Source organism: Ensifer sp. Root142, assembly GCF_001426785.1.
Taxonomy (GTDB): Bacteria; Pseudomonadota; Alphaproteobacteria; order Rhizobiales; family Rhizobiaceae; genus Ensifer; species Ensifer canadensis.
The window spans coordinates 64,212-77,515 of the sequence record NZ_LMFK01000002.1; the positions used below are offsets into that span (position 1 = coordinate 64,212).

Here is a 13,304-nt window from a genome sequence, read left to right on the forward strand (position 1 = left end):
CAAACGCGTCGCAAGCTCCCATCGAGGCGGGCCTTTCGTCAATCTGATCCAAGGTGCAGCCGCCCTGGTCAGTTGTCCGGCGGTCAGCGCCAACGCGTCGCAATGGGAAGGGCGATCGTGCGTAATCCAAAGGTTTTCCTCTTTGCTGAACCGCTCTCGAACCTTGATGCAAAGCTCAGGGTTCAGATGCGGACCGAGATCAAACGGCTGCACCAGCTGTTGCCGACGACGACGGGTATGTGACGCACGATCAGGTGGAAGCCATGACGATGGCTGATCGTGTGGTAGTGATGAATGGCGGCGTCGAACAGGCTGGACCGCCGCAAGAGCTTTATCATCGGCCGGTCAGCCACTTCGTTGCAGGTTTCATTGGCTCGCCGGCGATGAACTTTATGCCTGCAACCGTCGTTTCAGACGCTAAGGGCCTGCTCGTGCAGCTTGAGGACGGTAGTTCGTTGCCGGTGCCAGCAGCGCGAACGGAGCTCTATGGGCGCCACGTCGCAAGGCCGTCACTTTCGGCATTCGACCAGAGTCGATCAGTGAGCGGCAGCAGCGCCCGGGCTTTGCCGAAATCCAGGCGAAGATCGATTTGGTAGAGCCACTCGGGCCTGAAACTATGGTCTATTTTTCCATCGGCGATCGAGGCATGTGCGCCTGTATCGACCCCGAAAGCAATCCGAAGCCCAAATCCACGATGCCGCTGTCGTTCAACATGAACCAGATGCATCTGTTCGACCCGACGACGGGCCGCGCGTTGTCGATCGGCTGACTGGTGTTTTAACCAGGGCAGGGACATTGCCTGCCGTTCTCGTTTGATGTTGACAAATGTGGCGGAGCGGTCGGTACGCCGCTCCGCCGGGGCGGCGCCCCCGCGACTAAGCCTCAGTGATTTTCACGTATCCCTGTTGAACAAGCTGGATTGTTCGCGCCATCGCATCCGTGTTAATTTTTATGTTCGGAAGAAGGTCTGCATTGCCCCACCCGTTCGCCTCCGCGGTGGCCCCACAGAGCTCTATCTTGACACCCCGCTTCACCAAATCGGCGATCAAGTTCTTGTTGGGATTCCCCGCTGCGATCTTCCGTGAGCCGTTGTACGCCTCGTCATGCAAAGTGAGGTGTCCCGCGTTTGTGTGGAATACCACTATCACTTCGGCCTCAGCGCCCCAGTCCGCAATATCGTTCGTAATCAGTTGAAGGTGGAAGATGGCGGCAGGCAAATCCCCCTCAAATTGAAGCGAGCCGATGCTGTGAACGGATTTTACCGACTTCAGCCTAACCGGCACATCGATAGTGATTGCGTGATTGGCGGTTGACATGTCATGGCTCCCTTGTTGGCGGTTAAGGCGAGGGATTTTGCAATTTCATTGGTGCCCCGCCCGAACAACCTACACACTGGGCAGATCCCGCCAATTATGGGTTCATATTAGGTTCCGAGAGCTGCAACCGACGGACCGTGCCTCCAAGCCATCAGGGCCTTTAATGCCCCACTGAGGATCGGGACATCACATAGCGCGAAACCGCTCTCCCGCGGCCGATATTCCCATCGTTTCATGGCTTTATCCACCTGAGATCAAAAGGACCGGGCGGCCCAGAGTTTCGCCTGCTTCGAGTGCCCTTTGCGCTTCACCGACACCCGTGAAGGGTACCACCCTGTCAATGTGCGCCCGCAAGCCACCCCGATCGACGAGTTCGGCGATCTGGGCGAGCGCGGCGGTTTGGCGAAGGCGATGTGCATGGTGGCGGCCTATCTGCGGCAGACCGATGTTGACGAAGCTGATGTCCAGGTTTTTCCACTCGGCCTGCCCGTTTCCCTCGGCGGGCCAATCCGACACTACTGTGTTGATCAGCCTCCCATACGCAGCCGTATGCCTGAAGCTCTCCGAGAAGTTGCCATGTCCTACAAAGTCGAACACGATGTTAGCTCCCGGTTCGCCCCGCCACGCCTCAAGGGCCTCCTCAACGCTTTCCGTCCGGTAATTGATTACGAGTTCGGCACCGAGCACTCTCACCAATTCCGCCTTTGCCTCGTTCGAGACGGTCGTGGCGATCCTGGCTCCGAGGGAAGCGAGATATTGGATTGCGATATGCCCGAGCCCGCCCGCGCCGCCGTGGACCAGGACATGATCACCTGGGCTTACCGTCGCCTTCTCGAACACGGCCTCCCATGCGGTGAGGGCCACCACTGGCAGGGCAGCGGCTTCCACAAAGGTCAGCTTTTCCGGCTTCGCGGTGACATAGTCTGAACGGACGACCTTGTATTCGGCATAGCTTCCCGGGTTTCCGGCGTAGCCGCCGTCCACGTACCAGACCTCGTCACCTACTCGGGCGTTCACTACCTCTCGTCCGGCTTCCACCACCACGCCGACGCCGTCAATTCCGAGGATCGTAGGTTCTTTCTGGGACCTCCCATCGCTGTCGTAAACAGCTCCGTTCTTCCTGTTCTGCCAGTCAGCGGGATTGATCCCGGCTGCCTTCACTTGGACCAAAACATCAAGCTCGTCCCTTAGCCGAGGGCAGTCGACTTCGCGCACCTCGAGCACTTCGGGTCCGCCGGGTCTAGTGACAACGAGGGCCTGCATTTTCTCAGACATCGCGCCGTTCCCCGTTGCCAGAGGCGATGGCATCCAGAACGCGATGCAGGTTCACAGCGTCTTCGAAGGTGGGAGACAGTTTGGTGTGATTTCTCATATCAGACGCGATGCGGGAATAGGCGACCCCGACGCTTTGGCTGAACCCATCCTCGAAGCCGAGGGTCTCGTAGAGAGGCGGCACAGGCAATTCCTGCATCTGCCCGTCCCCCTGTGCGCCTTTAACAGTGAAGCCGCCCAGCCCGACATAGCCGACGGGGCTGGTCAGAATGAGGTCGCCTTTGGTACCGTTGATCTCGATATGGAAGTTCGTGCCGCGCGAGAGGCCACCGCGGAAATGTGCGCTGAGGGCTGCGCCGTTCGTGAGCAAGCCAGCGGCAATGATTTGATCTGGCGCTGTCAACGGAACTTCTTTCCCCGTCTCCGCTATTCGCGTCATCGCTCGGCTGTTCGACAGCGCGCCGCTGATGGACTTCAGTCTCGACCCGAGCGCGTAGAGGGTCGCGTCGAGCGTGTGCGCGAACGGCACGTGGAACATCGAGGCTCCATTTGCCATATCCAGGGTGTACAGGTAGCTCTCGTTGATCTCCTCACCCCAGATGATGCCAGAACCGATCATGGAAACAGACAGGACCTCGCCGACATAGCCGTCCTTGATCAGATCCTTGATGAAGTTGATGGCCGGAACCGAACGCGTTTGAAGCCCGATCGCCGTAAATGCATTCCTGCTCTTCGCCAGTGCTAGCATTTTTTCGGCGTCGGGCAGGTTCATGCCCAGCGGCCACTCCGAGAAAACCGCTTTCCCTGCTTCCAGGGCCAGGGTGACGAGTTCAAGGTGATGTGGAACCTTGACGGTCACGACAACCAGGTCGACGTTCGGGTCATTCACCAGTTCATCCGTCGTTCCATAGCTGTTATCCGCGCCAAACTTCTCGGCAGACGCGCGAGCTATTTCCGGCCTGTTGTGGCTTACAGCCGCGATGCGAAACTCAGGCAACGCTTTCAGGGCGGGGATATGGGCTGTGTTGGCCCAGCCCTTGTCCGGATGGACGCCGATGATGCCGACGTTGATGGGATTGGTGGTCATGCCGCATTCTCCTTCGGCTTGATTTTTAGGATCGTGCGGCGAAGCTCCAGGTGCGCCAAGCGCCACTGTCCGCCTTCGAGCCGCCATGTTTCGTGATAGTGGCCGTACCCGTGCATCGAGGCGGGACGGCCATCATTGACATCGGGAAAAATCAGGTAGTCTTCCATGGACCAGATGGCGCGGACTTCCGTTTCCGAAACGACGTCGATCTCGTCATTGTGGACCTGATGGATTGTCCGGGCCCCAGCGAGGTAGTTCTTGGTGACGGCCAGGAACTCATCAATGGAGTCAAACGCGGCGACTGTGACACCGTCCTCGCCGATAAAGCGTATCGACGGTTGAGGTGCGAATAACGCAGCGAATTCCGGCCAGTTCTGCGTATCCACGTATCGGCAATAACGTGCTTTCAATGTGCGTATGGTTTCGACCAGAGCGAGATGGTTTTGCAATTGGAATCTCCTTTTCGGGTCACCATATAGCGACGAACAGCAAGAGCCTTCAGTCTCGATCGTCCCAAGTTTTGGCTCGATCGTCCATAATAGGAACATTTAGTTGGACCCTTTGACCGACATCTTCTCTTCGATGCGAATTAGGAAAGCGAAGTTCACGACGCTGGAGGCGACTGCGCCCTGGGGCGTTGCCTCGCACGGTGATCCGGCGATCAAATTCGTTCTCGTGGTCCGCGGATCAGGAGTCCTGACCACACGGGAAAACCCCGATGCGGTATCGTTGCGCGCAGGCGACGTCTTCATCATGTTCGGGAACGAACCTTACCAGGTCTACGATCATGCAGACTCGCGCACGGCGGACTGTCTTGATGTCGAGACCCTTCGGGTGGGCAACCGCATTCAGTTCGGAGGAGGTGGCGCCACGACGACTTTCATCAGCGGCTTTTTCGAGATCGAAAAGCTTGACGCCCAGCCCTTGCTGAATGTGCTACCAAGATTGCTTCACCTGAAATCGGAGCAGAGCCGGAGCCAACAGTTCCAGTCGGTGCTTGAGTTGCTCGCGGCAGAAGCCGATGCTCCTGGGCTGGGTTCGGATGCCGTCGTGCGACGCCTGTTCGAACTGCTTTTCGTTCATGCGATCCGCGCGTTTGCGCAACAATGGTCGACGCCAAAGACTGGATGGCTGGCGGCCGTCTCCGATAAGAATCTGGTCTTGGCGGTCGAAGCCATGCATGCGGAGCCACAAGTGCCGTGGACGGTGGGTCAACTCGCAAGTAGGGCTGGAATGTCGCGCTCAGCTTTCGCCGCCCGCTTCAAGGATCTAGTCGGACAAGCTCCGCTGTCGTATCTGACAGAATGGCGAATTTTCCAGGCTGCCAGACTGATTGAGGGGAATGCAAACAAGCTTTCTGTCATCTCGCGGAGCGTGGGTTACCAGTCCGAGGCGGCCTTCACCAAGGCCTTCAGAAAGGTGATGGGGACCGCGCCCAGCCACTACAGGAAAAGCCTTGCCGAGGCTAAGGTGGGCCGGGCGGCCCCGATCATTGCCGAAATGCAAGAAGCCGCGTAATCGCCTGGAGAAGCACTTTGCTGTTCAGTGGTTTTCGCATAAAGACCCTGCGGTCATCGGCTCCTGCGAAACCACGATCATCGATATCGCTGCGACCCGTCATCAGTATCATCGGCATTTCAGGTTCCCGGCCTCTGACCGCCTGCTCCAACTCGAACCCGTCCATCGAGCCCATGCTGATATCCGTGATTACGCAGTCACACGCGGAGAGGTCTCCACTCGAGAGAAAAGCCGTCGGCGACCTGTAGGTACGGGCCAGATAACCTACGGACTCAAGAAGCTCACGCAGCCCCTCAAGAACCCGCTTATCGTCATCCACAATTGCAAAGGTATGGATCGCCTGCGCTATCATTCGTCAGTTTCCATGTCGGGAGTGCGTAATCGGTATGCTGAGTTTGGAGGCGATCCGCACCAAGTCGGCCAAGGAGTCGGCATGCATCTTGCGCATCATGTTGCCTCGATGGATTTGGAAGGTGATCTCGCTTATTCCAAGCTCGGCGGCACCTTGTTTGTTCATTAACCCACTTACAACGAGTGGGAGGACATCGCGTTCCCTGGCGGAAAGGCATTCCAGCCGAGATTGTAGTTCACTGAGTGCGGCTCGATCGTGTCGCGCCTCGCGGTCGCGCGCGAGTGCCAATTCGATCGCAGCGCGCAGGTCGTGCTCCCTGAACGGTTTCGCAAGGAAATCGACTGCGCCCAACTTCATCGCGCGGACCGTCATCGGTATGTCCCCGTGGCCCGTTATGAAAATGATCGGAGGATGCGGTTCATCCGCCAACCGCGCTTGGAGCTCGAAACCGTCGATATCTGGCAGCCGTATGTCGAGTACGAGACATGAAGGGTTCTGGGGCTTTGGGGCATCCAGATATTCCTGCGCCGTTGCAAACGTCGCAACGTTGACCTGCCACGATTCCAGGAGCTCGGAAAGTCCGTCCCGGACGCGCTTGTCGTCGTCTATCACGAAGACTGCATGATCCTCACTGTACATCGGTTATTCTCCGGACAAGGGGAGTGCAAAGCTGAATACCGTGCCGGTGGGCTCCGCGGGCGAAGCCCATAGCTTTCCGGCGTGTGCGCCGACGATGCTTCGGCAGATCGACAACCCGATCCCCATGCCGTTATGCTTCGTGGTGTAGAATGGTTCGAATATCTTCTCGTTGTCGTGTAGCCCGACCCCGCTGTCCCGCACATCCACGAGGATTGTCCCGTCATCGAACCGCGAGCGGATTTCCAGTAATCGTATTGCCCCGTTCAATGTCGCCATCGCATCCATCGCGTTCTGAATGAGATTGACAAGCACCTGGAGGATGAGGCCCCTGTCGAAGTTCGCCGTCGGCAGGTCCGGCTCCAGGCGAGTTCGCAGATCGCATTTCGAACCCGAAATCCTTTCGCGCAGCAGCGTGCAGGCTTCCTCGATGACCTCGTTGATGTTTCCCGGGCTTTTCACCCCGCCCGATTGCCTGAAGAGAGCCTTTATCCTGCTGATCACTTCGCCTGCGTCGTTCGCGGCATCTGCCGCCTTTCTTGCACTGGATTTCGCCCTGTCGATGTTTGGCGGCATCGCACTGAGCCAGCTTTCGGTGGCACTGCTGTTTGTGACGACGGCCACCAAAGGTTGGTTCAACTCGTGGGCAATCGAAGCGGATAACTCAGATAGACTGGCGGCACGTGTCGCGAGTTCAAGCTGATGTTGGGCCTTCTGAAGCTGCGCCTGCGCCTGGGTTTCTTCCTCTACGTCGACAATGACACCGTACCACTGAAAGAGCCTGCTTTGGCAGTCGCGCAGGACACGTGCCCTGCAGTCGACAAGGTGATATTGGCCGTCGGCCAAACGATGGCGGTATTTCAGAGCAATGGGTTCTCCGGACTTGAAGGATTGCTCAAAGCGATGTCGCAACAAAGGCGCGTCCGCCGGGTGAACGAGACTGCTGATCATCGGCGCGAAGCCTGAACCATTTACCCCACGAAGCTCCTCGAGCGTCACCCCGGAATACTCCATCAAAGGCTCGTTGAAATAGGTTGGTTGACCTTCCGGGCTCGCGCACCACACAAAGGCGGGAAGCGTGTCGAGCATCAATCTCAGCCGGTCTGCGTTCGCCCGGAGTTCCTCCTGCGTCCGATGAAGCTCCTCTATATCGATGTTGGTCCCATACCACTCGATGATTTCACCCTCCTCGCTGAGGAGCGGGGCGGCGTCGATCCTGTTCCAACGGTAGGTGCCGTCCTTATATCGCAATCGGCAGACCAGGGAGAGTGATGCCTTTCGTTCGACGCAGGCCGCCCACGCCGACTGAAAACCTTCAGCATCATCCGGATGAACGACACCGAAATTGTTCGATCTGATCTCCTCGAATGTCGCCCCAAGGTACTCCAGGGTCTTGGGATTCTGGTAGATCGGCACGCCCGACGGGGAGGCGCACCATATCATCACCGGCATCGTATCGATCAGTGTTTGAAGCTGCCTTTCGCTATCCTCCAGCCGCTGCTCAGCGCGCTTCTTCTCATCGATGTCGATTGTTGTTCCGAACCACCCGAGAATGTTGCCCTCTGTATCGAGATGGGGGCGGCCGTAGGCGTGGAACCAGCGATAGTCGCCGTCTGCCCGTCTTATGCGATGAACTGACTCGAAGGAGGTTCCGGTCCTCATGCTCGTAAGCCAAGCCTCGGTTACGCGTTCGGCCTCGTCGGGGTGAACGGCCTCCAGCCCGGTTCGCCCTGTCGCGTTGAATTCGTCGGTACGCTTGCCGACGTACTCGACGACGCTTGGGTTCACGTAGACGAAGTTTCCCTTAGCGTCAGTGGCCCAGCCTAACCCCGGCATGCTTTCCACGATCAACTTCGCGTCTTGCAGGTGTTGGTCGACATCAGCACGCGCTCGCCAAATGCTCGCAAGCCAGAAGGCGCCCAGAGCACACAACAGAAACGCCGTCGGTCGGGCTATGGAGGCGAACCCATCGGACGATAGGAAAACGATCAGAGCGCCGACGCCAATCAAGAGCAACGCAATTGCCACAGCGACCTGCCTACGTTTGACAAGCATGAGTGCCGCAAGGGCTAGGAACAGCACACCGTATGGCTCCTGTTCGAATATCCCCAGAGCAGTTCCGGCGCATCCCGTCGCAAGTGCAGGTGCGTATTGCCGTATTTCAGGCCCCCTCACGACAGTCTCCCTGGTTGGCACCCCTCAAGGTTCGGCGAAACTATACTTTGATCAGTATGATCAGGCTAGCTGCGCTTCCAGGACTAACGGAAACATATGATTGGCCGATGTGAGCCTCCTGTCTAACATCGAAAGCACCGCAAGCGACCCACGCACGCGAATGAAATTCCGTCAAGCTCGCTGTCCCAGCCGCCGTCCGAGCGACAGCCCACTGAAGGATGAAGGTTCATGGTAGAGCGAAAAACAGAGCTTCCCCCGATCTCACGGCGTGCCGTCTTGGGCAGCGCCGCAGGAGCAGTCGGAGCCTCCCTTCTGGGGTTTCCAGCAATTGCTCCGGTATTGACCGCGAGTGGACAGACGACACAGCAACGATCAGCCGAGGAAAAGACAATGGGCACGATCACGACTAAGGACGGAACGCAGATTTTCTACAAGGACTGGGGAAAGGGCCAGCCTATAGTCTTCCATCACGGTTGGCCGCTTAGCGCCGATGACTGGGACAACCAGATGCTCTTCTTCCTCAGCAAGGGCTATCGGGTAATCGCGCACGACAGGCGCGGACATGGCCGTTCGACGCAGACCGCGACGGGCAATGACATGGATACCTACGCGGCCGACGTTGCGGAGCTTGCAAAGGCGCTCGACCTGCGTGATGCAATCCATGTGGGTCATTCAACAGGAGGCGGCGAGGTCACTCGCTACGTTGCCCAACACGGAAATGACAGGGTGGCCAAGGCGGTGATCATCTCTGCTATTCCGCCGGTGATGTTGAAGTCCGACGACAATCCGGGTGGCTTGCCCATCGGCGTGTTTGACGATCTCCGCGCCCAACTCGCAGCTAACCGCGCGCAGTTCTACCTCGACGTTCCCACGGGTCCTTTCTACGGCTTCAACAGGAAGGACGCCAAGGTTTCCCCGGGCCTGATCCAGAATTGGTGGCGGCAGGGAATGATCGGCGGAGCGATCGCGCACTATGAATGCGTCAAGGTCTTCTCGGAGACAAACTTCACTGAAGACCTGAAGAAGATCGATGTTCCGGTTCTGGTAATGCATGGCGACGATGACCAGATCGTTCCGATCGCCGACGCCGCCCTCCTGTCGGTCAAGCTACTGAAGCATGGTACGCTGAAGGTCTACGAGGGGCTGCCGCACGGCATGTGCAGCACACATCCCGATATTATCAATCCCGATCTGCTGGCGTTTTTCCAGGCCTGATCGCCCGGCGGGAAAGGCGGCTTCAGGTGATACCCCAAGCTCTCTGGAGCTGCCCCGCCCATTTCCGAAAGGATCTGTGATGACCCAAGACTTCAAATTTTCTCGCCGCGGGTTTTGTCTATGCTGCATGGCAGCCTCCACGTTCGCGGCTTCCGGAGGCTGGCTAAGTCCCCGGCAGGTTTTCGCGAAAGCCCAAGGTATCGTGGACATGATCCGCGATGAAGCGGCAAAAGCGCCGATCAAGGTTCACAAAACTAAGGCGGGCGTTTCGATCCTTGAAGGTTCAGGCGGGAACATAGCAGTGCTGACCGGGGGGGACGGAAAGGTCCTGATCGATGGAGGCATAACCGCGTCCCGTCCCCGCATACTCGATGCCTTATCCGGCCTCGGAAAACAGCCGATCAAGCACCTGATCAACACACACTGGCATTTCGATCACACGGATGGAAATGAGTGGCTCAACGCCGAAGGGGCCGCGATCCGTGCGCACGAGAACACCAGGAAACATCTGATGACCGTTCAAAGGGTGGACGACTGGGACTTCGAGTTTCCACGCCCGCCGCTCGCCGCGGTGCCGTCGGAGACGGTTGGCGACGAAATGTTGCTCGAGCTCAACAAGGAAAGGTTGATGCTGAAGCACCATCCGAACGCGCATACCGACGGCGACATCTCGGTCACCTTCAGCGACGCAAATGTCGTCCACACCGGAGACTTGTACTGGAACGGCATTTACCCATTCATCGACTATTCGACTGGTGGAGGGATCGACGGCAAGATTAAGGCGGTTGAAGACATTCTCTCTAACATCACCGAAGAGACAGTTGTCATTCCGGGGCACGGTCAGCCTCTCAGCAAAAAGTCCGAATTAAGTGACTACCGTACGATGCTTGTCGACATCCGCGGAAATGTGGCAAAGCTGAAGTCCGAGGGAAAGCCCATCGACGAGATCATTGCCGCGAAACCGACTGCTGACTTCGACGCAAAGTGGGGGCAGTTCGTCATCAGTCCCGAGTTCTTCACGCGCCTTGTCTATCATGGCGTCTGAGTTGCGAAATCACGAGGGTATGTGATGTCTATGATCGATTGGAATGCCTATCATCAGCAGGTGCTTGCGGGGGTAGGCGAAATCGCCGCACTGAGTCCGGACGTGATCAGAGGCTACCAGGCAATCGGCGAAGCGGCCCGTAAAACCAATCTGCTGGGTAGCAAGGTCAACGAACTGATCGCTCTAGCGGCTGCGGTCTCGCTGCGCTGCGATGGCTGCATCGTTGTTCACACCGACGCCGCGCTTAAAGCGGGTGCGACGCGCGAAGAGATCGCCGAGGCGCTCGGGACGGCTATTGGCGTCAACGCTGGAGCAGGACTCGTTTATTCCACGCGAGTGATGGATGCCGTCAAATCAAAGGCTTCATGACAACCTCAACGGTTACATTGAGGCTCAGCCCAGTTTGGCCCTGTCAGGGAAACCCGCAATTGGGTGAACGGAGGTTCCGCTGAGAAAAGAAAGATTCGGTTCATGCTCAGGCACTCCCGAAAGCTGACTGAGGCCATCGTGGGCGACGAAGACCTGCCTCGATGTGAATTGCAGGACTCGGCTAAGCCGGCAGACCAGAGCCAGATCGCCTGAGCCAGGAGGCCCAAGTGTCCGTGCTGTCATCATCTGGAAATCTCGGCGAGAAGCGCTTCGACATCATCGAAAAGGTCCTGATGATCTTCAAGGCCAACACTTATGCGCAAGACGAGATCATCTGCGTCCCACCTCCGCACCGTGCGGTAGGCCTTGACAGGCATGGGCGCAATGAGACTGCGCGTTCCGCCCCAGGATGCCCCTATCGCAAATGTCTTGAGCACATGAGAGAAGGCGAGACGCGATCGGACAGGCCTCTTTTGAAAACGACGCCAAAGACACCTGACGCCCCAAGGAAGTCCCTCTTCCAGATCGAATGGCCAGGATCGGTGGGCAATGCTGGATGGATAACACGTTCCACGATTTCCGCCGCCTGTATCCTTTCGATCAACTGCAGGGCACCTTGACTTGCATGTCTCATGCGAACGCCGAGCGTTTCTAGTCCTCTTAAGACCAAAGAAGCGTCATCCGGTGACACGCAGATCCCTATTCGTCCGAGCGTTGACCGTATCGGAGCGGTTAGTTGTTCATCGCGGATCGTCAACGATCCCAGCAGTACGTCTGAATGCCCCGAAATGTACTTGGTCAGCCCCTCTGTAACGATGTCTGCTCCGAGCGTCAGGGGTTTGTAGTTCAGAGGTGTCGCCCAGGTATTGTCGCAGCCAACCAGTGCCCCGTGCCGATGGGCTATGTCCGCAATAATGGGAAGATCTTGGACTTCCATTGTCGTCGACCCAGGAGATTCGCACCAGACTATCTTGGTTCTAGCGTTGATTTTAGCGACGAGATCGGATGGATCGACGGGATCGTAGTAGGCAACCTCGATACCGAAGCGCGCGAGTTCCGTATTGGCGAAATCGCGCACCGGAGGGTACACAGAATCGGCTATGAGGATGCCGTCACCCGCCTTGAGAAATGGAAGCATCGCAATCGCGTTGGCCGCCTGGCCCGAGGGCACGAGGAATGTTCTGGCACCGTTCTCGAGAGCTGTCAGTTTTGCCTCGAGCGTTCTGGTGGTCGGTGTCCCGTAAAGACCGTAACTGTAGCCGTCAGGTCCGCGTTGTCCGCGGTTTGCGTAATCCTCGGCGGTGTCGAAGACGATCGTTGAAGCACGATGCACTCCAACCCCGAACGTTGCGAAGCCTTCGGCATTTACGTTGGGTGTCACGACACAGCGCGTGAGGTCCTTCATCGCATTCTTCCTTTTGACCGAGGCGGAAATCACCAGTGTCCACCATATCCGCCCCCTGCAACTGCGTGGTTGGGTGCGAACTCTAGGCGACCGAAAATTCCAGACCGCTTACATCGATGGATATCATCAAGCGAGACAAATCGGGCGTGAGGTCTGCTAGGCGAGGGTACCCACGTAGCTTCGTTGGTATGTTGACCCCATGACACTCTTCGTAGTGAGAAAGCAATTCCGTGATGGTTATGCCCGCGTCGCCATCGACATGGTAGTCATGCCTGCGTAAGAGGAAGTTGCCGTCAAAGAAGTAGTCGTGTACGCGGGCAGCGGTTGCAAGGTCCGGCGGCAACTGGGCCCTGAGAACCCGCCATTGGTTTCCACCTTCGTTCCAGGGAACAAGCTCACATACCTCGACACCTTCCAGCATTAAATGGAATGGAGCGGTCAAAAACGATCTAACAGTGGAGCATGCCAGCAAAACTCCGACCAATGCATCGACTGGCAGTTTGAAGTCGTATTGCAATTGCGCGGAACGCACGTCCTCGACTCCGGTAACAAGGGAGCCGTCGTCACCCAGGATGGACAAGCGGTTGCGTTCGAGGTCGCTTCGGCATTTGACGCATCCAAGGGGTTCAATGACCGCTCGTTGCAGATGCGGGAAGACAGTTATCTGTCGAGGCGCCAGGTCGCCAAAATTCACACATAAATCGCCACCCAGTAAAGCCGTTGCCTTCGCAACATTATGTGCGCCCCAGTTTGTCAGCCCCCCATGAGCAACGATCGCTTTGTCGAGCAGCTTGTTCAAACTTTCGCTCCCGATACCAAGTGACACCGACCCGCTCGATCATGTCTGATCAGCTCTTCCTATAAGGTACACCTCTGCTGAAAATCCGAAATCATATCTTCCATTAGGGCGAGAG

At 57.5% G+C, this 13,304-nt stretch carries 12 protein-coding genes and 2 pseudogenes; 5 read left to right on the top strand and 9 right to left on the bottom strand.

Annotated features, from left to right (window positions below):
* Positions 1-60: 60 nt before the first annotated feature.
* Positions 61-769, top strand: a pseudogene (locus ASD52_RS05180) (ATP-binding cassette domain-containing protein); the annotation flags it as partial.
* A gap of 106 nt (positions 770-875) precedes the next feature.
* On the opposite strand, the gene ASD52_RS05185 reads toward ASD52_RS05180, so the two are convergent.
* From ASD52_RS05185 to ASD52_RS05200, 4 genes are all read right to left on the bottom strand, one after another.
* Positions 876-1,316: a DsrE family protein gene (locus ASD52_RS05185; protein ID WP_057210971.1), complete on the bottom strand. Its 441-nt coding sequence runs from the start codon at positions 1,314-1,316 to the stop codon at positions 876-878.
* Between the two features lie 240 nt (positions 1,317-1,556).
* On the bottom strand, positions 1,557-2,591 hold the full coding sequence (locus tag ASD52_RS05190) for a zinc-binding dehydrogenase (RefSeq protein ID WP_057223497.1): 1,035 nt from the start codon (positions 2,589-2,591) through the stop codon (positions 1,557-1,559).
* On the bottom strand, positions 2,584-3,675 hold the full coding sequence (locus ASD52_RS05195) for a Gfo/Idh/MocA family oxidoreductase (protein ID WP_057210967.1): 1,092 nt from the start codon (positions 3,673-3,675) through the stop codon (positions 2,584-2,586). Before ASD52_RS05195 ends, ASD52_RS05190 begins: the two co-directional genes overlap by 8 nt.
* Complete coding sequence (locus ASD52_RS05200; RefSeq protein WP_082523788.1) at positions 3,672-4,124, bottom strand: nuclear transport factor 2 family protein; 453 nt, start codon at positions 4,122-4,124, stop codon at positions 3,672-3,674. Before ASD52_RS05200 ends, ASD52_RS05195 begins: the two co-directional genes overlap by 4 nt.
* A 103-nt stretch (positions 4,125-4,227) precedes the next feature.
* On the opposite strand from ASD52_RS05200, the gene ASD52_RS36865 reads away from it, so the two are divergent.
* On the top strand, positions 4,228-5,193 hold the full coding sequence (locus ASD52_RS36865) for an AraC family transcriptional regulator (RefSeq protein WP_082523787.1): 966 nt from the start codon (positions 4,228-4,230) through the stop codon (positions 5,191-5,193).
* On the opposite strand, the gene ASD52_RS05210 is transcribed toward ASD52_RS36865, so the two are convergent.
* Genes ASD52_RS05210 through ASD52_RS05220 form a run of 3 tightly spaced genes read right to left on the bottom strand, consistent with a single transcriptional unit; the run spans position 5,165 to position 8,236 of the window.
* The gene (locus ASD52_RS05210) at positions 5,165-5,545 is read right to left on the bottom strand and encodes a response regulator (protein ID WP_057210966.1); all 381 of its coding nucleotides are present in this window, start codon (positions 5,543-5,545) and stop codon (positions 5,165-5,167) included. The two genes, ASD52_RS36865 and ASD52_RS05210, sit on opposite strands and share 29 nt — an antisense overlap.
* Positions 5,546-5,548: 3 nt before the next feature.
* Positions 5,549-6,184, bottom strand: coding sequence for a response regulator (locus ASD52_RS05215; RefSeq protein WP_057223500.1), 636 nt, complete (start codon positions 6,182-6,184; stop codon positions 5,549-5,551).
* Positions 6,185-6,187: 3 nt separating this feature from the next.
* Positions 6,188-8,236 (bottom strand): PAS domain-containing protein, encoded by a 2,049-nt coding sequence (locus tag ASD52_RS05220; protein ID WP_057223686.1) that lies wholly within the window; start codon positions 8,234-8,236, stop codon positions 6,188-6,190.
* 510 nt (positions 8,237-8,746) lie between these two features.
* On the opposite strand from ASD52_RS05220, the gene ASD52_RS05225 reads away from it, so the two are divergent.
* The 3 genes from ASD52_RS05225 to ASD52_RS05235 all read left to right on the top strand — a co-directional run bounded on the left by ASD52_RS05225 (position 8,747) and on the right by ASD52_RS05235 (position 10,985).
* Positions 8,747-9,571, top strand: coding sequence for an alpha/beta hydrolase (locus ASD52_RS05225; RefSeq protein WP_057223502.1), 825 nt, complete (start codon positions 8,747-8,749; stop codon positions 9,569-9,571).
* Positions 9,572-9,650: 79 nt separating this feature from the next.
* On the top strand, positions 9,651-10,616 hold the full coding sequence (locus ASD52_RS05230) for an MBL fold metallo-hydrolase (RefSeq protein WP_244497426.1): 966 nt from the start codon (positions 9,651-9,653) through the stop codon (positions 10,614-10,616).
* 24 nt (positions 10,617-10,640) lie between these two features.
* Entirely contained in the window at positions 10,641-10,985 is a 345-nt protein-coding gene (locus ASD52_RS05235; protein WP_082571734.1) for a carboxymuconolactone decarboxylase family protein, read from the top strand.
* 242 nt (positions 10,986-11,227) lie between these two features.
* On the opposite strand, the pseudogene ASD52_RS05240 reads toward ASD52_RS05235, so the two are convergent.
* Both ASD52_RS05240 and ASD52_RS05245 read right to left on the bottom strand, forming a co-directional pair.
* A pseudogene (locus tag ASD52_RS05240) lies at positions 11,228-12,390 on the bottom strand (aminotransferase class I/II-fold pyridoxal phosphate-dependent enzyme).
* A gap of 82 nt (positions 12,391-12,472) precedes the next feature.
* Positions 12,473-13,189: a hypothetical protein gene (locus ASD52_RS05245; protein WP_057223687.1), complete on the bottom strand. Its 717-nt coding sequence runs from the start codon at positions 13,187-13,189 to the stop codon at positions 12,473-12,475.
* Positions 13,190-13,304 lie beyond the last annotated feature (115 nt).

What these genes read in the sequence shown, in the direction of transcription:
- ASD52_RS05185 (WP_057210971.1), bottom strand. Translation starts at nt 1,316, where the DNA reads ATGTCAACCGCCAATCACGCAATCACTATCGATGTGCCGGTTAGGCTG.
- ASD52_RS05190 (WP_057223497.1), bottom strand. Translation starts at nt 2,591, where the DNA reads ATGTCTGAGAAAATGCAGGCCCTCGTTGTCACTAGACCCGGCGGACCC.
- ASD52_RS05195 (WP_057210967.1), bottom strand. Translation starts at nt 3,675, where the DNA reads ATGACCACCAATCCCATCAACGTCGGCATCATCGGCGTCCATCCGGAC.
- ASD52_RS05210 (WP_057210966.1), bottom strand. Translation starts at nt 5,545, where the DNA reads ATGATAGCGCAGGCGATCCATACCTTTGCAATTGTGGATGACGATAAG.
- ASD52_RS05215 (WP_057223500.1), bottom strand. Translation starts at nt 6,184, where the DNA reads ATGTACAGTGAGGATCATGCAGTCTTCGTGATAGACGACGACAAGCGC.
- ASD52_RS05220 (WP_057223686.1), bottom strand. Translation starts at nt 8,236, where the DNA reads ATGCTTGTCAAACGTAGGCAGGTCGCTGTGGCAATTGCGTTGCTCTTG.
- ASD52_RS05225 (WP_057223502.1), top strand. Translation starts at nt 8,747, where the DNA reads ATGGGCACGATCACGACTAAGGACGGAACGCAGATTTTCTACAAGGAC.
- ASD52_RS05230 (WP_244497426.1), top strand. Translation starts at nt 9,651, where the DNA reads ATGACCCAAGACTTCAAATTTTCTCGCCGCGGGTTTTGTCTATGCTGC.
- ASD52_RS05235 (WP_082571734.1), top strand. Translation starts at nt 10,641, where the DNA reads ATGTCTATGATCGATTGGAATGCCTATCATCAGCAGGTGCTTGCGGGG.